Annotated in this window: 22 protein-coding genes; 12 read left to right on the top strand and 10 right to left on the bottom strand. The window is 66.3% G+C overall.

Features of this window, described 5'->3' with window-relative positions; all coding sequences use genetic code 11:
* Position 1 precedes the first annotated feature (1 nt).
* The 3 genes from FHS96_RS08810 to FHS96_RS08800 are packed head-to-tail and all read right to left on the bottom strand — an operon-like array spanning position 2 to position 2,999.
* A complete protein-coding gene (locus FHS96_RS08810) occupies positions 2-1,366 on the bottom strand; it encodes a VWA domain-containing protein (RefSeq protein ID WP_429589389.1) in 1,365 nt (454 codons plus the stop codon).
* A gap of 29 nt (positions 1,367-1,395) precedes the next feature.
* Positions 1,396-2,733: a L,D-transpeptidase scaffold domain-containing protein gene (locus FHS96_RS08805; protein ID WP_429589385.1), complete on the bottom strand. Its 1,338-nt coding sequence runs from the start codon at positions 2,731-2,733 to the stop codon at positions 1,396-1,398.
* A gap of 17 nt (positions 2,734-2,750) precedes the next feature.
* Positions 2,751-2,999, bottom strand: coding sequence for a hypothetical protein (locus FHS96_RS08800; RefSeq protein WP_429589382.1), 249 nt, complete (start codon positions 2,997-2,999; stop codon positions 2,751-2,753).
* A 189-nt stretch (positions 3,000-3,188) separates the two neighbouring features.
* Between FHS96_RS08800 and FHS96_RS08795 the strand changes: the two genes are divergently transcribed.
* Positions 3,189-3,662 (top strand): reverse transcriptase-like protein, encoded by a 474-nt coding sequence (locus FHS96_RS08795; RefSeq protein ID WP_429589379.1) that lies wholly within the window; start codon positions 3,189-3,191, stop codon positions 3,660-3,662.
* Here FHS96_RS08795 and FHS96_RS08790 read toward each other — a convergent pair.
* The 5 genes from FHS96_RS08790 to FHS96_RS08770 form a co-directional block, all read right to left on the bottom strand.
* A complete protein-coding gene (locus FHS96_RS08790; protein WP_429589376.1) occupies positions 3,563-3,985 on the bottom strand; it encodes a hypothetical protein in 423 nt (140 codons plus the stop codon). The two genes, FHS96_RS08795 and FHS96_RS08790, sit on opposite strands and share 100 nt — an antisense overlap.
* Positions 3,986-4,216: 231 nt before the next feature.
* Positions 4,217-5,050: a Coq4 family protein gene (locus FHS96_RS08785; protein ID WP_429589374.1), complete on the bottom strand. Its 834-nt coding sequence runs from the start codon at positions 5,048-5,050 to the stop codon at positions 4,217-4,219.
* Positions 5,047-5,310 (bottom strand): hypothetical protein, encoded by a 264-nt coding sequence (locus FHS96_RS08780; RefSeq protein ID WP_429589371.1) that lies wholly within the window; start codon positions 5,308-5,310, stop codon positions 5,047-5,049. Before FHS96_RS08780 ends, FHS96_RS08785 begins: the two co-directional genes overlap by 4 nt.
* Positions 5,307-5,519, bottom strand: a complete 213-nt coding sequence (locus FHS96_RS08775) for a hypothetical protein (RefSeq protein WP_429589368.1) — start codon at positions 5,517-5,519, stop codon at positions 5,307-5,309. Before FHS96_RS08775 ends, FHS96_RS08780 begins: the two co-directional genes overlap by 4 nt.
* Positions 5,516-7,201, bottom strand: a complete 1,686-nt coding sequence (locus FHS96_RS08770) for an N-acyl-D-amino-acid deacylase family protein (RefSeq protein ID WP_429589365.1) — start codon at positions 7,199-7,201, stop codon at positions 5,516-5,518. The genes FHS96_RS08775 and FHS96_RS08770 overlap by 4 nt, the downstream gene beginning before the upstream one ends.
* 131 nt (positions 7,202-7,332) lie before the next feature.
* On the opposite strand from FHS96_RS08770, the gene FHS96_RS08765 reads away from it, so the two are divergent.
* On the top strand, positions 7,333-7,926 hold the full coding sequence (locus tag FHS96_RS08765; protein ID WP_429589362.1) for a TetR/AcrR family transcriptional regulator: 594 nt from the start codon (positions 7,333-7,335) through the stop codon (positions 7,924-7,926).
* A gap of 29 nt (positions 7,927-7,955) precedes the next feature.
* On the opposite strand, the gene FHS96_RS08760 is transcribed toward FHS96_RS08765, so the two are convergent.
* Positions 7,956-8,495 (bottom strand): RNA 2'-phosphotransferase, encoded by a 540-nt coding sequence (locus tag FHS96_RS08760; RefSeq protein WP_429589359.1) that lies wholly within the window; start codon positions 8,493-8,495, stop codon positions 7,956-7,958.
* Positions 8,496-8,579: 84 nt separating this feature from the next.
* Here FHS96_RS08760 and FHS96_RS08755 point away from each other — a divergent pair, with 84 nt between their 5' ends.
* From FHS96_RS08755 to FHS96_RS08725, 7 genes are all read left to right on the top strand, one after another.
* Positions 8,580-9,212, top strand: coding sequence for a DUF938 domain-containing protein (locus FHS96_RS08755; RefSeq protein ID WP_429589356.1), 633 nt, complete (start codon positions 8,580-8,582; stop codon positions 9,210-9,212).
* Between the two features lie 21 nt (positions 9,213-9,233).
* On the top strand, positions 9,234-9,575 hold the full coding sequence (locus tag FHS96_RS08750; RefSeq protein ID WP_429589353.1) for a DUF779 domain-containing protein: 342 nt from the start codon (positions 9,234-9,236) through the stop codon (positions 9,573-9,575).
* 133 nt (positions 9,576-9,708) lie between these two features.
* A complete protein-coding gene (locus FHS96_RS08745) occupies positions 9,709-11,106 on the top strand; it encodes an ethanolamine ammonia-lyase subunit EutB (protein ID WP_429589350.1) in 1,398 nt (465 codons plus the stop codon).
* The gene (eutC, locus tag FHS96_RS08740; RefSeq protein WP_429589347.1) at positions 11,099-11,827 is read left to right on the top strand and encodes an ethanolamine ammonia-lyase subunit EutC; all 729 of its coding nucleotides are present in this window, start codon (positions 11,099-11,101) and stop codon (positions 11,825-11,827) included. Before FHS96_RS08745 ends, eutC begins: the two co-directional genes overlap by 8 nt.
* Positions 11,817-12,500, top strand: a complete 684-nt coding sequence (locus FHS96_RS08735) for a DNA alkylation repair protein (protein WP_429589344.1) — start codon at positions 11,817-11,819, stop codon at positions 12,498-12,500. Before eutC ends, FHS96_RS08735 begins: the two co-directional genes overlap by 11 nt.
* A gap of 281 nt (positions 12,501-12,781) precedes the next feature.
* Positions 12,782-14,242 (top strand): hypothetical protein, encoded by a 1,461-nt coding sequence (locus FHS96_RS08730; protein ID WP_429589341.1) that lies wholly within the window; start codon positions 12,782-12,784, stop codon positions 14,240-14,242.
* On the top strand, positions 14,239-14,628 hold the full coding sequence (locus FHS96_RS08725) for a DCC1-like thiol-disulfide oxidoreductase family protein (RefSeq protein WP_429589339.1): 390 nt from the start codon (positions 14,239-14,241) through the stop codon (positions 14,626-14,628). The genes FHS96_RS08730 and FHS96_RS08725 overlap by 4 nt, the downstream gene beginning before the upstream one ends.
* A 6-nt stretch (positions 14,629-14,634) precedes the next feature.
* On the opposite strand, the gene FHS96_RS08720 is transcribed toward FHS96_RS08725, so the two are convergent.
* A complete protein-coding gene (locus FHS96_RS08720) occupies positions 14,635-15,555 on the bottom strand; it encodes a DMT family transporter (RefSeq protein WP_429589337.1) in 921 nt (306 codons plus the stop codon).
* 269 nt (positions 15,556-15,824) lie between these two features.
* Between FHS96_RS08720 and FHS96_RS08715 the strand changes: the two genes are divergently transcribed.
* The 3 genes from FHS96_RS08715 to FHS96_RS08705 are packed head-to-tail and all read left to right on the top strand — an operon-like array spanning position 15,825 to position 18,872.
* The gene (locus FHS96_RS08715) at positions 15,825-16,970 is read left to right on the top strand and encodes an acyl-CoA dehydrogenase family protein (RefSeq protein ID WP_429589334.1); all 1,146 of its coding nucleotides are present in this window, start codon (positions 15,825-15,827) and stop codon (positions 16,968-16,970) included.
* A 26-nt stretch (positions 16,971-16,996) separates the two neighbouring features.
* Positions 16,997-18,049, top strand: coding sequence for an enoyl-CoA hydratase/isomerase family protein (locus FHS96_RS08710; protein ID WP_429589331.1), 1,053 nt, complete (start codon positions 16,997-16,999; stop codon positions 18,047-18,049).
* A gap of 49 nt (positions 18,050-18,098) precedes the next feature.
* Entirely contained in the window at positions 18,099-18,872 is a 774-nt protein-coding gene (locus FHS96_RS08705) for an enoyl-CoA hydratase-related protein (RefSeq protein WP_429589328.1), read from the top strand.
* The last annotated feature ends 43 nt before the right edge of the window (positions 18,873-18,915 follow it).

The following is an 18,915-nucleotide window of genomic DNA, read 5'->3' as shown; positions in this document are numbered from 1 at the left end:
TTCAGGCCAGTATCCCTGCGGCCCGCGCTGCGCGCAGCCAGCTCGGAAATTCGCTGAGAATGCGGTCGTAAAGCTCTTCGTCGCTGATCTGGCGGAGATCGTCGACGCTGAAGAAGCCGGCATTGTCGACGATTCGACCATCCACCGTATCGAGTTCGACCAGCACGCCGTAATTGTCGCGATCATCCTCCTCGTTGTCTTCGTCTTCGAAGTCATCCTCATCCTCGCCCAGATCATTGTCGACGCCAATGAACTGCCAGAAGATCGGCAGACGGGAGGATTCGCGAAGGATCTCGATGATCCGTTCCGACTCGTAGATGCCGCCATCCGTCAGCAGGATCACGAGGCGGGGCACCGTGCGCCGTTCGGGTTCGGTCTGCAGAACTGCGTTCATCACGACTGGCTCGTCATTGCCATAGCCGAGCGACTTGTCGGGGCCGGACTTGGCAAAGCCGAGAAAACCGCGCTTGACCGGATCCGCTCCGCCGACGGGGGCGCCGGGGCTCGGCAAGGTTCGGGCGATGAAGCCGTCGAGATTGTCCGCGTTCAGCGCCTCCACCTGCTTGCAGCGCGAGGCGTAGAACCAGGTGTCCATGCTGCCGTCATCGTCGAGCCTGAGCGCGATCGGGGCGATGCGCTCGACGGTCTCCTGTACGATGCCCCGATCATAGAGCTCACACATCGAGCCGCTGGCGTCGATGATGAAGGTGACTTCGGCCTTCTGATGCTCGATGCCCAGCTTCCTGAGCGACACGCTGACCTTTTGCTTGCGTAGGTCGACCTTGATCAGGGGCGCTCTAGGCGTTGGGGCAGGTCCTGTCATGGTCGGCGGCGTGGCGGGCGGTGGCGGCGCGGGGGGCGGTCCGTCATCGGCAACATCGCCGCCGAAATGCTCGACCAGCGCCGCGAGGCCGCCGTTGAATCCTTGCACGACCGATCCGATCCGCCAATCGCCGCCATGGCGGTAGAGGTCGACCAGCATGATCGCCTTCTCGGCGCCAAGGTGCGGCTTCGCGTCGATGCTGGCGGCACCGGCAACCGCAACCGTCAGCGTTTCGGCCTGGCGCAATGGCAGATCGTCATGCGTGGCGGTGATTGAGATGCGGTGGATCTCCTCCGGCAGCCGATCGAGTCCCACAGCGATGTGCGTCTCGCCACCCTGCTTGGCGTAGGTAATCGCGCCTTCGGGGCTGCGCTCGTTGCTGAACAGGATCACATAGCGGTCATCGCCGATCCGGCGATCGCCATTCAGCCCGAAGGCGGCGATATCGATGTCGGCGGGTGCATGGGTGACGGCGATATGGATCGTGCGGTTGGCGGTGAGGCTGGAGAGGGCGCGCTTCTCGCCCGGTGTCATGATCTCCATGCCGTCCCTCGCCCCCTTGCGGCGCCGGCCTAGCCGTCCCGCCCATAGACGTCCGCGCGGAAACCCAGACCGCGCTCGGTCGGAACCGCGGTGATATAGGTCAGATACACCGGTACGCCTACCGGCAGCGCCACCGCCTGTTCGGGCTGCTTCGGATATTTCAGCGGCTTCTGCATCAGCCAGCGGCCCAGCGCCGCGGCGTTTTCCAGCCGGATGCAGCCATTGCTGAAATGCCGGTCTTCCTTCTTCAGCAGATCGCGATCGGGCGTGTCGTGCAGGTAGATGCCTTCATCGTTGGGGAAGAGGAATTTGACCTTGCCCATCGAATTCTGCGGCCCGGGAAGTTGCCGGATGCGCACCTCGCGCGTGCCCGCCGCCACCGTGTTCCAGTCGATCGTGCGCGGATCGAGCCGGACCGGGTTGGCGCTCCAGTCCGACAGCGCTTCCATCCGCATCATCGCCAGCGATCGGCCGGCGAGCACTTTCTTGGCGATGCTCCGCTGCGCCAGATAATCGGGCACGTTCCAATAGGGGTTGAGGATCGCCCATTGCAGCGTGCCCGCCAGCATCGGCGTCTGCGTCTCCTTTGCGCCCACGACAACGCGCATCGTGCCGACCTGTACGCCGCCCTCATAATACCACAGCCGGCCTGACGAGGCATCGACCACGATATGCTGCGCGAAGGGGCCGGGCAGCAGTCGCGCGCGCTCGAGGTTGAGCCGCAGTCGCTCGAGCGCATCCGCGCTGGCACCGGTCTTCCGCGCGCGGCCGGTCAAGGTGCGCAGACGGACATAATGCTCGCTCATCCACGCCATGTCGGTGATGTACGCGTCGAAGGACTTAGGGAAGGCGGCAGCGCGCAGCACGGCTTCGGGCTTGGGGCGCCGTGGCTTCAGCCGGCGGTCGGCATAATCCATCTTAACGCGGGCCTTGCCGCGCTGATCGCGCGCATAGCGGGCGAAGGCAGCGGAAAGCCGCACCTCCGCCTCTGCCACCGCGTGCGGATCGCCGCTGCGAGCCGTGACGACGGCGGCGCGCAGCTTTTCGACGCCGTAGGACGACGGACGAAGGCCATCGAGTTCGGCGGTTTCCAGATAGGTCAGCAATGTTTCGGCGCTGCGCCCGATCCGGCCGTTCGCCGCCCATAGCGGTTGATATCCGCGGGCTGCGTAGAAGCTCTTCTCCGTGCCGCCGGCCGCATCACGGATGGCCTGTCGCAATGCAGTGGTGTCCACCGGAGGTGCCGGTCTCGCCGCACGCGGTTTCGCTGCCGGCGCAGCTGCGGTTGCAGAGGCGGGCAGGGTGACGTTCAGCGAAAGCGCCGCCAGCGCGGCGATGAAGCAGAGGGGAATGCGGCCGAGCCGCATTCCCGATCGTCGCGTGATCAGCCGCGCTCTCCCGCGCGGGTCGGAGCCGGCGGCGCCGCAGGCGGGGCGGGCGGAACATTGGGATGATAGATCCCGTCCGACGTGTAATAGCCGTCGACGATACCGTCCCCGTCCCGATCGGCCGCTGTGCTTCCCGCGACGGAGCCCGGGGGCGGTGGTGGCGCCGCCGCAACCTCTTCCTGCTTCGAACATGCCGTAAGCGCGATCGCGCTCAGTCCCGCCAGCATGATGGTTTGGAAGCGCATGTCTGTTTCGTCCCTTTATACTTGTCCCCAGGTGGTCCCGAAGACTTACGCTCCCCCTGCCGGAGGATATGGAGCGCGGCGGGCGACGGCGGTCATCAGCCAAGCGGCGACCGGTGCGATCCGCGCGCCGACCTGCCGACCGATGCATTTACGGCTGACAGAGGCTATCGCAGGCGGGTGAGCGCGCGCATGACCTTCTATTTTGACGGTGGCTGCCGGCCCAACCCGGGGCCGATGGAAGCCGCGGTGGTGATCGGCGGCGCCGCCTATCTGCGCGACGGGCTCGGCATCGGCGACAACAACCAGGCCGAATGGCTGGCGCTGCTGCTCGCCGCCGAACTGGCGGCGGCGGCCGGCGCGACGGACGTGCTGTTCGTGGGGGATTCGACGCTCGTCGTCGAGCAGGCGCGCGGGCGGTGGCGGTGCCGCAGCCCGCAGCTGCAGCCCTATGTCACGGCGTTTGCCGCCATGGTTGCGGCGATCCCGAAAGTGCGGCTCAAACAGGTGCCGCGATCGAAGAATCTTGCCGGGATCGCGCTTGCGCGGCGGTGGGATGGCGCGCGCTATAGCGAGAAGAAGTTGGGAAACCGCTTCAACAGCTCTCCGATTTCATTGTCCGAGATGTTGAACTCGAACCCTTCCTCATCACCCTTGCGGCGATAGCCATAGATGTTGAGCCACGACCAGCCGGGGGTGCCATCCTGCGGGAACACCTCCCAGGTCAGGTGGCACAAGGCGGCATCGTCGGAGACGGGAACGACCTTATAATCCTTCAGCCTGATGTCCGTGCCGATACCGGCGCGATCGAAGCGCGCGACCTGCTGGGTGCAGGCCTCGTCAGCGGTGCCACGATCCTCGAAGCTGTGGACGCCGCCCAATGTGAAGGAGATGTAGGGAAAGAGATAATGGCCCGCGATCGCGCGGCCATCCTTGTCGAGCATCGCCTGGCCGTAGCTCCGGCAGAGTTGATCCGGTCCCTTCATCATTCTCTCTCCCTTTTCTTGTGTTTCTTCACCCCTCCCCTTCAGGGGAGGGGCAAGGGTGGGGAGCGGTGACGGGGGCTCAAGGCTCCCGTTTGCGCTTTTCCCGGCTTCGCCGGAAGCTCGCTGCGCCCGCCTCCACCCGAATCCGCCATCAGGTTGGACTGCCCCCGGCAGTCCAAGTCCAGTCCGGGGGACTGGACGACCCGATGCCCTGAAGAGGAGGGGTTGGGGATTTCACCCCTTGAACTCTTGAAACACCCAGTCCCAATACCCCGGCTCAGGCCCATCCTCGAACCCGAACTCGGCGCGGATGTCGGCAATCGACCGATCGAGATGGTCTTCCCAGCGGATCATGAACAGCGGCTTTTCCTGCCGCGCGCCCAGCGCATAGCCGCGTGAGATGCCCTCCAGCAGCGAGGGTAAAGTCTTGGGATAATGCAGCCCCGACCGGCTGAGCGAGGTGGCCATCAGCACGGTGCCGTAGAGGTTGAGCTCGTGCGCAAACTCGACCGAGAAATAATTGGCGTTCGCCATCGTGTTGGCTGCGATCAGCGCGATCTCGCCGACCTGGCTGGGGCAGAGCCCGGTGACCATATGCTCGATGTCATGGTTCTGGGCGCGGCGCTTGGTCAGAAACTGATAGTCGGTCTTCGGCTCGTCCCTGAACAGGAAGTCGATCGCATAGCCGCTGTCGGCGATGAAGGCGTGAATGCGCCCGCCGAGCGTATCGGGCGCGCAATGCGCCACCTGTTCGGCAGTGAAATTGGAGGTGAAGCGCTCGTCCAGCCACGCGGCGAATTCGGGCAGGCGTTCGCGTTCCGCCGCCAGCAGCGCGTCGATGCGCGCAGGGTCGGTCACCTCGCCCATGGCGCGCGACAAGGTTGGGATCAGATAGGCGTCAGGCAGGTCGTGTCCGTCGCGCTTCAGCCCCATCTGGGCATAGACATCGCGGAACAGCGGGCTGTTCAGATATTTGGAATTGCTGATCAGCACGCTTGAGGTTGCCGGTTCGGCGGCACCCATCAGATAGGCGGCCTCGTCGGGCGCCAGCTTGGTTTCGGCGTTCATGCCACGCTCTCCCTGTTCGATTGCTTCGGTGCGCCGAGGAAGGCGGGCGTCTTCACGTCCAGTACCGTCCAGCAGCGCCCCACCAGATCCATCGCATTGCCGACGCCGGCCTTCGCCATCACTGCGCGCACCTCGTCCGCGGCGATCTGGACGTTGGATCGGCCGCCATTGGCGAAGCGCAGGCCGATCACCAGCGCCGCCTCTCCATCGTGCGTCGGCGTCAGCCGCACGGTGTCGATGACGGCGCCGTTCGAGGTCACTGTGCCCGCGGAGGTTCGACGAACATCACGTCCGAAGGCGTGATCACGCTGACCGGGCGGAAGGCGAGGTGGAGGTTCCAGCTCTTGAGCTGTGCGATCGCCTCCTCCCGGTCGGCATCGGGCATCAGCCGGTCGGCGATGCTCGCCCAGTCGTCGCTCGAAAGCGGCTGGATGAAGCGACGGACCGGGGGCAGGGCGGCGGCGCTCATGCCGCGATCCTTTCGGCGACCATGCCGGCGCGCGCCGGCGCGTAACCGGTGGCGCGGCTATAGGCGAGCGCACCATTGACGAACACGCGCATCACCCCCTTGGCGCGGCGGATGTAGCGGAAGCCGGGGGCGGGGAGGTCATCCACCGCGATCTCGGGCCCGCGATCGATCTTCTCGGCATCGAACAGCACGATGTCCGCTGCATAGCCGGGCCGCAGCAGGCCACGATCCTTGAGGCCCCACACCGTCGCCACGTCGTGGGTCAGCTTGCGCACCGCCTGCTCCAGCGGCATCGCGCCGAGGCCGCGGACGAAGCGGCTGAACAGATAGCCGGTATCGCCATAGGTCGCGAAATTCGTGACGTGTGCGCCACCATCGCCGGCGCCGATACCGATCAGGGGATCGGCGAGCAGCCCGGCGATCTTCGCAGCATCGTCATGCCCGATCGCGTCGAGACCGAAGGCGGTTTCGAGATCGTCGGCCAGTGACAGGTCGATGATGGCCTCGGCGATATGGACGCCGCGCTCGGCGGCTATGTCGCCCACGCGGCGGCCCATCAGCGCCGGATCGGGGTGCCCCATTCGCTTGATATAGGCATCGGCGAAATCGATCTTGAGGCCGATCGGCATCATGAAATGATCCATCTCCGCCGCCAGCACGCGCCGCCGTTCGGGATCGGCGAGCGCGGCCAGCTTCTCCTCGCGCGGCAGCAGGGTCATCGCCCACCATGCGGGCAAGGTCGCGAAGGTGGACATCGGCGCGGTCAGGTCGAACGACAGGTCGATCGGCCGGGTCTGCATCTGCGGCGTCACCCGCGCGCCATGCGCGGTCTGCAGCCGGATGCGATCGAGCGCGATGCCGACCAGTTCGGGGGCCGCATTGCTGTCGAACAGGGGTGAGAAGGTGGTGGCGATGCCGTGGCGGCGCGACAGATCCGCCAGCAGGTCGATGCGCGCGCACAGCAGGTCCGCATCCCAGAATTCGGGCACGATCTGGAGGATGCCGCCGTGCGCCCCCAATGTGGCGCACAGCGCATCGAGTTCCTTCGGTTCGGCGAGCCGCGCGGCCACCGGGCGATTCTCATGATCGATGTCGACCCAGGATCCGCTGAGCCCGACCGCGCCGGCGGCGAGGCATTCGGCGAGCAGCGCCTGCATCGCCGCAATCTCCTCGTCGGTCGCAGCGCGCTCCCGCGCCTCCTCTCCCATCACCCACAACCGCACGAGACTATGGCCGACCAGCGGCGCGACATTGACGCCAAGCTGGCCGCGGATCGCCGCGAGATAGTCGGCGAAGCTCTCCCACGTCCACGAGAGGCCGGCGTCGAACGCGTTCTTCGGCATCTCCTCGATCTTGCGGAAGGTGGCGCCCAGCAATTCGCGATGCTCGGCGCGCAGCGGCGCTAGGCTCAGCGAGCAATTGCCGGGCATGATCGTGGTTACGCCATGTTCCAGACTGGGCTGGGCCAACCCATCCCACACCAGTTGTGCGTCATAATGGGTGTGCGGATCGATGAAGCCGGGCGCGATCACCAGCCCGGTGGCGTCGACCGATTCGCGCGCGCGGCCGATGACCTCGCCAATCGCAACGACCTTGCCGTCGCGCACGCCGACATCGCCGCGAAATGGCGGCGCGCCGCTGCCGTCGCAGATCAATCCGTTGCGGATCACCAGATCGAGCATCATCCTCTCCATCGCTGCCGGCGGCCTCTTCGGGCCATCCTTGCGACCAAAAAGGTACACTCTGTTCCGAAAACTGCAAGCGCTTATGATCCGCTCTGGACAGGCTTCCGTGCGTAGGGCCACCACGGGTTATGGAAGTCAGCATCAGGAAAGCACGGGGCCGCCCGCGCGACGCAGACATCGATCGCCGGATCCTCAACGCCGCCCGCAGCCTGCTGGCGGAGGGCGGCTTCCGCGCGCTTTCGTTCGACGCGATCTCGCAGATGGCGGAGGTACCGCGATCGATGATCTACCGGCGCTGGCCGACCAAGGTGCACATCGCCAACGCCATTGCGACGGGCGGCGAGGGACGGCTGCCGGATGTGATTGATACGGAGGGGCTAGAAGCGCAGGTGCTGGCGCTGGTCGAGCAATTGCTCGACCGCTACCAGCGGCCGGATATCGGCGCGGCTGCTGTGGGCGTGATCGCAGTGACCCAGGGCGATCGCGCATTGCAGCGGGAATTGCAGGCGGAGTCGGAAGCGGCGGCTCGCGCGACATTGGCGGATATCGTGACGCGGGGTCAGCGCGCCGGACTGATCGCGGACGGCGTGAGCGCGGATGCGCTGTTCGATCTGGTGATCGGGAGCCTGATCTATCGTGTGCTGTTCAGCCTGGAGCCGCTGCCGGAAGGCTATGCGGCAAGTGTGACGCGGTTGATCGTGGATGGGCTGGTGCGGCGGTAGGCGGCCCCCTCTTCCCTCGGGGGAGAGCGCTAAGTCCGCGCGATGAACACCGGCGGCACATGTGCCGCCAGCCACACACCGTTGCCCGACAAGCGAAACACATGCCCCGCCGTAGCCATTTCCGCCGCCGCGATGCGCAGGATCACCGGCACACCACGCCGCGCGCCGACGATCGTCGCGGTCGCGACATCCGGCGAGAGGTGGACGTGATGGCGCTTCATCGGCCTCAGTCCCTCGGTGAGGATCGCGTCGAGGAAGCGGTCGATCGTGCCGTGATACAGATGTTCTGGCGGTGGCGTGATCGGCCAGTCGAGGTCGACCTTCACCGAATGGCCCTGCCGCGCGCGGATCATGCTGGTGTCCGCGGAAAGCTCGAAGCGGTTCTTGTCGCTCTCCGCGACGACGCGCATCAGCGTTTCCGAATCGTCGGGCAATCCGGCGCGGCCGAGCGCGGCCAGTACTGCGTCGGCTGGCGTCCAGCCCGCGGCGTCTAGAGTGAGGCTGCCCGCGTCAGGCCGGTGGCGCAGCCAATAGGACAAAGTCTTCGATATGTTCTTGTCGTTGTTCATGAAACGCGCCCATAGCCGAACGACGCTACCTATGTAAGCGATCCGCCTAGTGACCGTGCGCGCCGCTCTGCTATTTTCGCTCGCATGACCGAAGGCCCCTGGATCGCCGCCGAAGCCGGCTCCGAAGATCGCCGCCACGCGCCGGCGACCTTGCGCAACCGCGACGCGATCCTCGCGGTGCTGCGGCAGGTGTTGCCGGCGCAGGGGCTGGTGCTCGAAATCGCCAGCGGCAGCGGCGAGCATGCCGCCTGGTTTGCGGGCCAGCTCCGGCGCCTCGTCTGGCAGCCGAGCGATCCCGACGAGGCGGCGTTGCGCTCAATCGTGTCCTGGTCAGCCGAGGTGGGCCATATCAACCTGCGGCCGCCGGTGCGGATCGATGCCGCGGCGGCGGATTGGCCGATCGAGGCCGCGGACGCGATACTGTGCATCAACATGGTCCACATCAGCCCGTGGGCGGCGACCCGGGGGCTGTTCGCGGGCGCGGCGCGGTTGCTGCCGGAGGGCGCGCCCCTCTATATATACGGCCCGTTCGTGCAGGCGGGCGTGCCGACCGCGCCAAGCAACCTCACCTTCGACGAGTCGCTGAAGGCGCGAGACCCGGGCTGGGGGCTGCGCGCAGTCGAGGATGTCTCCGAACTGGCAGCGCGGCACGGCTTCGCCAAAGACCGGATCGTGCCGATGCCGGCCAACAACCTGTCGTTGGTCTATCGGCGCTGACGGCCGGAAAGGAGCGGATCGATGACCGAAGAAAAAGCGCGCGTGGTCGCCACCCCTGCGGCGCTGGCACTGATCGAGCAGATCCGGGAGGAGCATGGCGACATCTTGTTCCACCAGTCCGGCGGCTGCTGCGACGGTTCGGTGCCGATGTGCTATCCCGTCGGCGAATTCCACATCGGCGACAACGATATCCTGCTGGGCGAGGTTGGCGGCGTCCCTGTCTATATCGGCGCAGCACAGGGCGAATTGTGGGCGCATACGCAACTTATCCTCGATGCGGGACCGGGCCGGGGCGGGACGTTCAGCCTCGACAATGCCCGCGGCACCCGCTTCCTGACACGCGGGCGCCTCTTTACCGACTGACGCCTTGACACCCTCTCTCCTAGGGGAGGAGGGTTGGGTGAGGGGCCGAGCGGAGCGAGGCGCTTTTCTTTCGAAGAAGAAGGCCCTCACTCAACCTCTCCCTGGAGGGAAGAGGAGTAAGTAAGGAGCATTTTTGACCGCCTATCGAGTCGATCTTGCCGGCACCCGCCACGTCTTCCGTGACCTTGGCCATGTGCTTGCGGCCGCGTCGCCACTGCGGTCGGGCGATGTGCTTGCCGGAATCGCCGCCGAAAGCGCCGAGCAGCGCGTGGCCGCGCGCTATGTGCTGGCGGACCTGCCGCTCGCGCATTTCCTCGATACGGCCGTTATTCCCTATGAAGTGGACGAAGTCACCCGACTGATCGTCGACCGCCATGATGGGGATGCCTTTGCCTCCATCCGCCACCTCACTGTCGGCGGTTTCCGCGAATGGCTGCTCGATCCTGCGACCGACGATGCCTTGATCGCCGCGGCTGCGGCCGGCATCACACCGGAGATGGCGGCGGCCGTCTCTCGCCTGATGCGCAATCAGGATCTTGTCGCGGCGGCGCGGCGGATTCGCGTGGTCACCGCGTTCCGCAACACGCTCGGCCTGCCGGGGCGGCTTTCGGTCCGGTTACAGCCCAATCATCCCACCGACGACCCGACCGGCATCGCCGCCTCGATCCTTGACGGGCTGCTGCTCGGCAGCGGCGATGCGGTGATCGGCATCAACCCGGCAAGCGACAGCATCGATCAAGCGGCGCTGCTGTTGAATTTGCTCGACGAGGTTCGGCAGGGCTGGCGCATTCCGACGCAAAGCTGCGTGCTCACCCACGTCACCAATACGCTCGCGCTTGTCCAGCGCGGCGCGCCGGTGGACCTGTGCTTCCAGTCGATCGCGGGCACGGAGGGCGCCAATCGCGGCTTTGGTATCGACATCGCGCTGCTCGCTGAGGCGCATGCGGCGACTAGCGCGCTCCAACGCGGCACAGCCGGCAGCAATGTCATGTATTTCGAGACGGGGCAGGGCTCCGCGCTTTCCGCCGATGCCCATCACGGCATCGACCAGCAGACGCTCGAAGCGCGCGCCTATGCTGTCGCGCGCGTCTTCGATCCGCTGCTGGTCAATTCGGTGGTTGGCTTCATCGGCCCCGAATATCTCTATGACGGCAAGCAGATCCTGCGCGCGGCGCTTGAGGACCATTTCTGCGGCAAGTTGCTGGGCCTGCCGATGGGGCTGGATCTCTGCTACACCAACCATGCCGAGGCGGATCAGGACGATATGGACATGATCCTGACGATGCTGGGCGTGGCCGGCATCAATTTCGTGATGGGCGTGCCCGGCGCCGACGATGTCATGCTCAACTATCAGTCGACCAGCTTCCATGACGCGCTTTACCTGCGCGAGGTGCTGGGGCTGCGGCCGGCGCCCGAATTTGAGGGTTGGCTGGCCGATGTCGGGCTGATCGGTGCCGATGGTCGCATCGCCGACGCACCCGCGGCGCTCCCGCTGCGCGCGGTGCCGGCACTGGCGAAGCTCGATGGCTGATCTTCCCGATCGTTCCGCGCGGTTGCGCGCGCTGACGCAGGCGCGGGTGGCGCTGGGGCGGGTGGGGCATGCGCTGCCGACCACGCCGATGCTCGATTTCCAGCTCGCTCACGCCCGCGCCCGCGACGCGGTCCATGCCGAACTGACGGCCGAGGGGTTTGCCGAGGCGATCGGGCGGCCGGTGATCGAAGTGAGCAGCCGCGCTCCCGATCGCGCGACCTATCTCGCAAGGCCTGATCTCGGCCGGTTGCTCGATGAGGGCGACGTGGCGCGCTTCCGGCCGGCTGAGGCCGACCTCGCGATCGTCGTGGCGGACGGGCTGTCGGCGGCAGCGGTGCATGCCCATGCGGCGTCTCTGGTCGTCGCGCTGGTGGAGCGACTGCCGGGCTGGCGGATCGCGCCTGTGGTGCTGGCGCATCAGGCGCGCGTCGCTCTCGGTGACGAGGTGGGTGCGGCACTGGGCGTCGATCTGGTCGCGATGTTGATCGGCGAGCGGCCCGGCCTCTCCGCGCCGGACAGCCTCGGCGCCTATCTCACCTGGGCGCCGAGGCGCGGACGGCTGGACAGCGAGCGCAATTGCGTCTCCAACATCCGTCCGCCGCATGGCCTCTCCTATGATCAGGCGGCAGGGCGCGTCGCCTGGCTGCTGAAGGCCGCACGCGAACGCAGGCTGACCGGCATCGGACTGAAGGATGAGGCTGCGCTCGGCCATGACGGCTGAAGCGCGCGCCGCTTCATTGCTCGATGATCTGCGCGCCGCCGCCGACCCGCGCTACCGCGCCGACATGGGGCCGCGCTACGGCATCGTCGTGGCGGACGCGCTCGGCGTGCCGATGGCGATGCTCCAGAAGATTGCGAAGCCGTTCGGCCGCGATCAGGCGCTGGCAGAGGCGCTGTGGGAGACCGGCGTCTATGATGCGCGGATGCTCGCTAGCCTGATCGGCGAACCGGCGCGGCTGACGCCGGTGCTGATGGACCATTGGCGTACGGGCTTCGATAATTGGGCGATCGTCGACACGGTCTGCTTAAAGCTGTTCGACCATGCGCCGGGCGCTTTCGCCAAGGTCGAACAATGGGTACTGCTCAACCACGAATTCGGCCGCCGCGCCGGCTTCGCCCTGCTCGCCGCGCTGGCGCTGCACCGGACGGGGAGCGAAGACGAACTGCGTCGCGGGTTGGCGTTGATCGAGGCGGCTTCGGGGGACGAGCGCAATTTCGTGAAGAAGGGTGTCAACTGGGCGTTGCGCGCGATCGGGCAGAAGGGCGGGGGCAGTCTGCCGACGGAGGCCTGCGCGCTGGCGGAGCGGCTGGCGGCGTCGAAGGACAAGACCGCGCGGTGGATCGGAAATGATGCGCTGCGGGCGTTTGCGAAGCGCGACTTGCCTCCCGCCTAACGCGAGGGGAACGCGCATGACCATTCCATGACGCGCTGTATTCAGCCTGTCACGAAAAACGGGGATCTGGCGCCGGTCCGGCCGGCTGGGGCCGGTGAGCGGGGAGACCGGCCATCTATCAGAGTGGTCCACTGGTCGCGGCGGGTGAAGAGCGGCGGCTGAGCGAAATCCTGATCCACCTGCTGGCGGCGCTGCTGCTGTTCGCGCTGCTGCGCCAAGGCACGGATTTCGTTGCCGATGCGGCACCCCGGCACATCTGGCTCTGGACGGGGATCGTCGGCGTGCCCGCGCTCGGCTCCGGCTGGGTCGGTTATCGCGCGCTGCCGGCATTCGCGGTCAGGGCGATGCGCGCCGCCGCCTGCTTCCTCGCGCTCTACTTCCTCGCCGAGCCCTTCGCGATTCCCTACGCCGCGCTGGGGGCAGACCATCCCGCCAGCCTGTTCCATGCCCATGCGCGCTATGTCGGGGCCGCGCTTGCGCTGGTCGGTTTCTGGCGCCCGTCCGCGATCTTCGCCGCCGCGATGATTCTGTGGATGATGCGCGAACTGCAGACCGGCATCACCGGCTTCTATTTCTCCACGCTGGACATCCGCAACGTCGCCGAGGTGATCGCCTTCTGGTCGATCGGGTTCGTGTTGATCGGGTCGGCGCGTGCGATCCCGCGGATCCGCGTTGCGCTGGGCGTGGACGAGGCGGTCCTGGGCCGTGCGGCGCTCACCATTTTTGCCGCCGGCGTCGGCGCGCATCTCGCCAATTATTTCTGGTCCGGGCTCGCCAAGCTCGCGCTTGATGGCGGCCCGCTCTCCTGGCCGCTGGGTAATCGGCTGGCCGATGGCGTGCCGGCCGCGCTGGAGAAGGGGACGATGCCCTTCGCCGCCTGGCCCGGGGCGGTGCAGATGATCCACGACGTGCTTCTGTGGACCGCGATACCGGTCAACCTGCTCGCGCTCGGCGTGCAACTGATCGCTATCGCAGCACCGCTGCGCCGACGCTGGCTGCTGCTCGCGACACTGTCGTTCGATGTGTTCCATATCATCGTCTGGGCGAGCCTCGGCCTGCTGTTCTGGAAATGGGTCGCGCTCAACCTGATCATCGTCGTGGCGCTCACCCGCATCGACGAGCGCGACTGGACCGCGCTGCCCCGCTGGACCTGCATCGCCTTCGTCATTGCCGGCATGGCGATGTTCCGCACCGCGACGCTCGCTTGGTACGAGACGCCGGGTTTCGCGACCCCGCATTTCGAGGCGGTGATGGACGATGGCACGCGCCACCGCATCCCCAATGCCTATTTCAATTCGTCTTCCTACCAGGTCTCCCAGGGGCGGCTGTGGTGGCCGGGCGGGAGCGGCCATTTCAACCCGTCAATCTGGGGATCGGTGCTGCATTGGGACGATGCACTGGCGGGCCGGAATTGCCACGTGCCGCCGCGGACGGTCCCCGCGGCACCCGAATGGGGGCCGACAGACGCACTCGGCCGCTTCGTGCAGGCGCATCACCGTCAGATGCTGCCACGCCTCGATGCGGCAGGGCGCAGCAACTATTATCTTGTGCCGCATCACCATGTGCCTTCCGCGTTCGTGCCGGATCCCTTCTTCGCACTCGATAAGCGCCGCATCGCCACCTACATCTACGTCATGGATTCGGTCTGCCTCGGCCTCGATGATGGACGGCTCACCCGCCGCGTGATCGCGCATACCGAATTGCCGCTCTACGACGCGAAGCATGATCGGGTGCTGCCATGAGCCGCCCCGGCGTCGACATCGTCTATGATGGCGAATGTCCCTTCTGCTCCGCCTATGTGAAGATGGTGCGGCTGCGCGAGGCGGCAGGGCCGGTGCGGCTGGTCGATGCGCGCAGCGACGATCCGCTGGTGGACGAAATGCGCCGGCGGGGCTTCGACCTCGATCAGGGCATGGGGATGCGCATCGGCGACGATTATGTCCATGGCGACGCGGTGATGCAGCGCATCGCGATGATGAGCAGTCCGTCGGGCGCGCTCAACCGGGTGCACGCGTGGATCTTCCGCGACGCCCGCCGCGCGAAGCTGCTTTATCCGCCGCTCCGCGCCTGCCGGAATGCGACATTGCGGCTGCTGGGGCGCAAGCCGATTGGTGCGGGCGCGGCCTGAGCCGCGCTATTCTACCGCGGCCGCCGCCTCGGTCAGTTCCCTGTTCCGGCGATGCTCGCGCCAGACGATGTAGAGGCCGCTGGTGATGATCAGCGGCGCCCCCCACCAGGTGCTCTCCACCGGCAGCATGCCGAACACCAGCCAGCCGAAGATCGTCGCCCACAGCAGGTTGGTGTAGTCGAAGGGCACCACCAGCGAGACCGGCGCCCAGCGCAGCGAGGCGGTCAGGGCGATCTGGCCCATGCCGCCCAGCGTGCCCATCGCCAGCAAAAGGCCCCAGGTGCCACCATCGTGCCATCGGCCCGCAAAAGGCAGGATGAGTCCCAGCGGCAGTACCGAGAGGAAACTGAACCAGAAAACGGTGGTGAGCGCCGGTTCCGTCCGGCCGATCTGGCGGAGCAGCACCGCGATCAGCGAGATCATGAAGGCGGAGGCGAGGGCGACCAGCGCGCCGACCATCGGGATGTGGCTCTGCCCCGGCTGCACCACGACGAGCACGCCGATGAATCCCAGTAGCACCGCCCCCCAACGATGGATGCCGGCCTGTTCCTTGAGCAGAAGCACCGAGAGGATGGTCGCGAAGATCGGCACGGTGAAGCCGATCGTCGTCGCTTCGGCCAGCGGCAGCAACAGGACCGCGCCGAACGTGGCGGACATGCCGATCAGCCCCAGTACCGAGCGTGAAAGATGGGCGCCGAAACGCTGGGTGCGGATCGTGCCGAGGCCCGGGCCGAGGATGATCGCGCCGACCACGATGGGGAGCGCGAAGAATTGGCGGTAGAACATGGCCTCTGGCAGGGAGACACCGCGATCGCCGCTCAGCTTCACGATGGCGGCCATCGATGCGAGGCACAGCGTCGCCAGCAGTCTCAGGCCGATCGCATATAAGCGCCGTTCGCCTGCCCCATAGCCGTCCGATCCGTTCACGCCGTCTCCGCCCCATGAGCCACGGAGGTGCGGTTGGAGCGGGTCAGTCGATGCGTCAAGCCATTCGGCGCGCGGATGACCGCCAGCGGGATATCGCGACAGCGGCACCGGCAGATGCGGTGGAGACATGGCATCGGGCGATCATGCTGGCTATGGAGGCGTCCATGATTTGGCACCGGGCGGGTTCAACCCGATCCTGCCGCGGCGTGCGACGGGCAATGGCCTGCGCGTCTCGGGTGCCTGAATGGACATGAGAGGAAGCCGGCGGAATGACCGCAATGTTCGACCTGACCGATGACCAGCGCGAGATCCAGGATCTCGCCCGGCGCTTCACCGCCGATGCCATTACCCCGCACGCCGCGGAGTGGGACGAGAAGCATATCTTCCCGCGGGATACGATCCGCGCCGCTGCCGAACTCGGATTCGGCTCGATCTACGTCTCCGAAGCGTCGGGCGGAATCGGCCTGGGGCGGATGGAATCGGCGTTGATCATGGAAGCGATGGCCTACGGCTGCCCTTCCACCAGCGCGTTCATCTCGATCCACAACATGGCATCGTGGATGATCGACCGCTTCGGCAGCGAGACCGTGAAGGCGCGCTATCTTCCGTCGATGGTGACGATGGAGCGGATCGGGTCCTATTGCCTGACGGAGCCTGGCTCGGGGTCCGACGCGGCGGCACTCAAGACCAAGGCGGTGCTCGACGGCGACCATTATGTCGTCACCGGCACCAAGGCGTTCATCTCTGGCGGCGGCGAGAACGACATTTACGTCGTGATGGTCCGCACTGGTGAGGATGGCCCCAAGGGGATTAGTTGCCTGGTGATCGAGAAGGACATGCCGGGCGTGTCGTTCGGCGCGCAGGAACGCAAGCTGGGCTGGCACTCGCAGCCGACCGCGCAGGTCAATTTCGATGCTGTGCGGGTTCCTGTGGATAACCTTGTGGGCAGCTTGGGGGAAGGTTTCCGCATCGCGATGATGGGGCTGGATGGCGGGCGGCTCAACATCGGCGCCTGCTCCCTGGGGGGGGCGCAGCGCTGCCTCGACGAGGCGGTGAAATACACCAAGGAACGCCGGCAATTCGGTCAGGCGATCGCCGATTTTCAGAACACGCAGTTCATGCTCGCGGACATGGAAACCGAGCTGCAGGCCGCGCGCTGCCTGCTCTATACCGCCGCGGCGAAGGTAACCGCGAACGCGCCCGACAAAACCCGCTTCGCCGCGATGGCCAAGCGTTTCGCGACCGATACCGGATCCAAGGTGGTCAACGACGCGCTGCAGCTTCACGGCGGCTATGGCTATCTGATGGACTATCCGATCGAACGCTTCTGGCGCGACCTGCGCGTCCATTCGATCCTCGAGGGAACGAACCAGGTGATGCGGATGATCGTTGGGCGCGAACTCACCCGTCAGTGAGCGAGCCGATCCCGCCAGGAGGATATGTGACCGAAGACCTGATCATTCGCACCGAGGGCGCCGCCGGGCGCATCCGCCTCAACCGCCCCAGGGCGATCCATGCGCTGACCGCCGGCATGGCCGAGGGCATATTGCACACGCTGGAGGGCTGGCGCGGGGACGGCGCCGTCGAGCTGGTGATGCTCGATCATGCCGAGGGGCGCGGTTTCTGCGCGGGCGGTGATATCCGCCTGATCGCGGAGAGCGGGGCAGGGGACGGGGTAGCAGCGCGGCGCTTCTTCTATCTCGAATATCAGATGAACCATCGGCTGTTCACTTTTGCCAAGCCGACCGTGGCGTTCATGGACGGCATCACCATGGGCGGCGGCGTTGGCATCTCCTTGCCCTGCAAATATCGCATCGCGACCGAGAATACGCGCTTCGCCATGCCCGAGACCGGGATCGGCCTGTTCCCCGATGTCGGCGCCGGCTGGTATCTGTCGCGCCTGCCCGGGCGGGTTGGGCAGTATCTGGCGCTGACCGGGGCGCGCATCGACGGCGCGGATTGCCTCGCGCTGGGGCTAGCGAGCCACTATCTGCCGGCGGCCGTGCTCGAAGAGGCGAAGACGCGGATCGCGGCCAATCCCCGCGCCATCGAGGAAATCCTCGAATCCTTCGCGGTCGCGCCGCCGCCGGCCGCGATCGAGGGCCAGCGCGCGGACATCGCCCGGCTGTTCGCGTCGGACGTGCTGGAGGATGTCTATGCCGCGCTTGAGGCCGATGGCGGCGACTGGGCGGCGGCGCAACGCGCGACGCTCGACAGCAAGTCACCGCAGACGATGAAGGTGTCGTTGCGGCTGCTCGCGGATGGCGCGCTGTTCCAGGATTTCACGGACGAGATGCGGCAGGAATATACAGTCGCCTGCCATGTCGTGCAGCGCCATGACTTCATCGAAGGCGTCCGCGCGGTGATCGTCGACAAGGATCATGCACCGAAATGGAATCCGGCGACGCCCGAGGACGTGACCGATCATCTGATCGACACGATCTTTGCGCCGCTGCCCGAGGATGAGGCGTGGCAGCCGGCGCGGGCGGTCTGACCAGCGGAAGATAATGCAACGATACGAGCATGAAGGAGCAGCGCGTTAGATGAGCTACGAGACTTTGCTGGTTGAAACCCGCGGGGCGGTTACGCTGGTGACGCTGAACCGGCCGCAGGCGCTGAACGCGCTCAATTCGCAGGTTCTGGCCGACCTGATCGCCGCGTTCGCCGCCTATGATGCCGATCCGGCGCAGCGCTGCCTGGTGCTTACCGGCAGCGAGAAGGCGTTCGCGGCGGGCGCCGACATCAAGGAGATGCAGGCAAAGGGCTTCGCGCAGATGTTCGGCGAGAATTTCTTCGCTGGGTTCGAGAGGGTGACGGCGACGCGCAAGCCTTGGATCGCCGCGGTTTCTGGCTATGCGCTGGGCGGCGGCTGCGAAGTGGCGATGATGGCCGATTTCATCATCGCCGCCGACACCGCGAAGTTCGGCCAACCCGAGATCAAGCTGGGCGTGGCGCCCGGCATGGGCGGATCGCAGCGTCTGACCCGCGCGGTCGGCAAGGCCAAGGCGATGGACATGTGCCTTACCGGGCGGATGATGGACGCGGCCGAGGCGGAACGTGCCAGCCTGGTCAGTCGGGTCGTGCCGGCGGCGGATCTGCTTGCTGAGGCGCTGAAGGCCGCCGAAGCGATTGCGGGCATGCCGCCGCTGGCCGCCATCGCCAACAAGGAAATGGTCAACACCGCGTTCGAAACCGGGCTTGCCACTGGCATCCTGTTCGAGCGCCGGCTGTTCCACGGCCTGTGCGCGACCGATGACAAGGCGGAAGGCATGGCGGCGTTCGTCGAAAAGCGGCCGGGGAACTGGACGGGGCAGTAAGGATCGACGTTCTTCCCTGAAGGAGAGCGCGCAAGAAAAAGGG

The organism is Sphingomonas zeicaulis (genome assembly GCF_050433225.1).
GTDB lineage: Bacteria > Pseudomonadota > Alphaproteobacteria > Sphingomonadales > Sphingomonadaceae > Sphingomonas_D > Sphingomonas_D zeicaulis.
This window is presented reverse-complemented; position numbering and strand designations above follow the sequence as displayed.

Bases quoted from the DNA above. Each gene is read 5' to 3' on its own strand.
- FHS96_RS08810 (WP_429589389.1), bottom strand. From the start codon at position 1,366: ATGGAGATCATGACACCGGGCGAGAAGCGCGCCCTCTCCAGCCTCACC.
- FHS96_RS08805 (WP_429589385.1), bottom strand. From the start codon at position 2,733: ATGCGGCTCGGCCGCATTCCCCTCTGCTTCATCGCCGCGCTGGCGGCG.
- FHS96_RS08800 (WP_429589382.1), bottom strand. From the start codon at position 2,999: ATGCGCTTCCAAACCATCATGCTGGCGGGACTGAGCGCGATCGCGCTT.
- FHS96_RS08795 (WP_429589379.1), top strand. From the start codon at position 3,189: ATGACCTTCTATTTTGACGGTGGCTGCCGGCCCAACCCGGGGCCGATG.
- FHS96_RS08790 (WP_429589376.1), bottom strand. From the start codon at position 3,985: ATGATGAAGGGACCGGATCAACTCTGCCGGAGCTACGGCCAGGCGATG.
- FHS96_RS08785 (WP_429589374.1), bottom strand. From the start codon at position 5,050: ATGAACGCCGAAACCAAGCTGGCGCCCGACGAGGCCGCCTATCTGATG.
- FHS96_RS08775 (WP_429589368.1), bottom strand. From the start codon at position 5,519: ATGAGCGCCGCCGCCCTGCCCCCGGTCCGTCGCTTCATCCAGCCGCTT.
- FHS96_RS08770 (WP_429589365.1), bottom strand. From the start codon at position 7,201: ATGCTCGATCTGGTGATCCGCAACGGATTGATCTGCGACGGCAGCGGC.
- FHS96_RS08765 (WP_429589362.1), top strand. From the start codon at position 7,333: ATGGAAGTCAGCATCAGGAAAGCACGGGGCCGCCCGCGCGACGCAGAC.
- FHS96_RS08760 (WP_429589359.1), bottom strand. From the start codon at position 8,495: ATGAACAACGACAAGAACATATCGAAGACTTTGTCCTATTGGCTGCGC.
- FHS96_RS08755 (WP_429589356.1), top strand. From the start codon at position 8,580: ATGACCGAAGGCCCCTGGATCGCCGCCGAAGCCGGCTCCGAAGATCGC.
- FHS96_RS08750 (WP_429589353.1), top strand. From the start codon at position 9,234: ATGACCGAAGAAAAAGCGCGCGTGGTCGCCACCCCTGCGGCGCTGGCA.
- eutC (WP_429589347.1), top strand. From the start codon at position 11,099: ATGGCTGATCTTCCCGATCGTTCCGCGCGGTTGCGCGCGCTGACGCAG.
- FHS96_RS08735 (WP_429589344.1), top strand. From the start codon at position 11,817: ATGACGGCTGAAGCGCGCGCCGCTTCATTGCTCGATGATCTGCGCGCC.
- FHS96_RS08725 (WP_429589339.1), top strand. From the start codon at position 14,239: ATGAGCCGCCCCGGCGTCGACATCGTCTATGATGGCGAATGTCCCTTC.
- FHS96_RS08715 (WP_429589334.1), top strand. From the start codon at position 15,825: ATGACCGCAATGTTCGACCTGACCGATGACCAGCGCGAGATCCAGGAT.
- FHS96_RS08705 (WP_429589328.1), top strand. From the start codon at position 18,099: ATGAGCTACGAGACTTTGCTGGTTGAAACCCGCGGGGCGGTTACGCTG.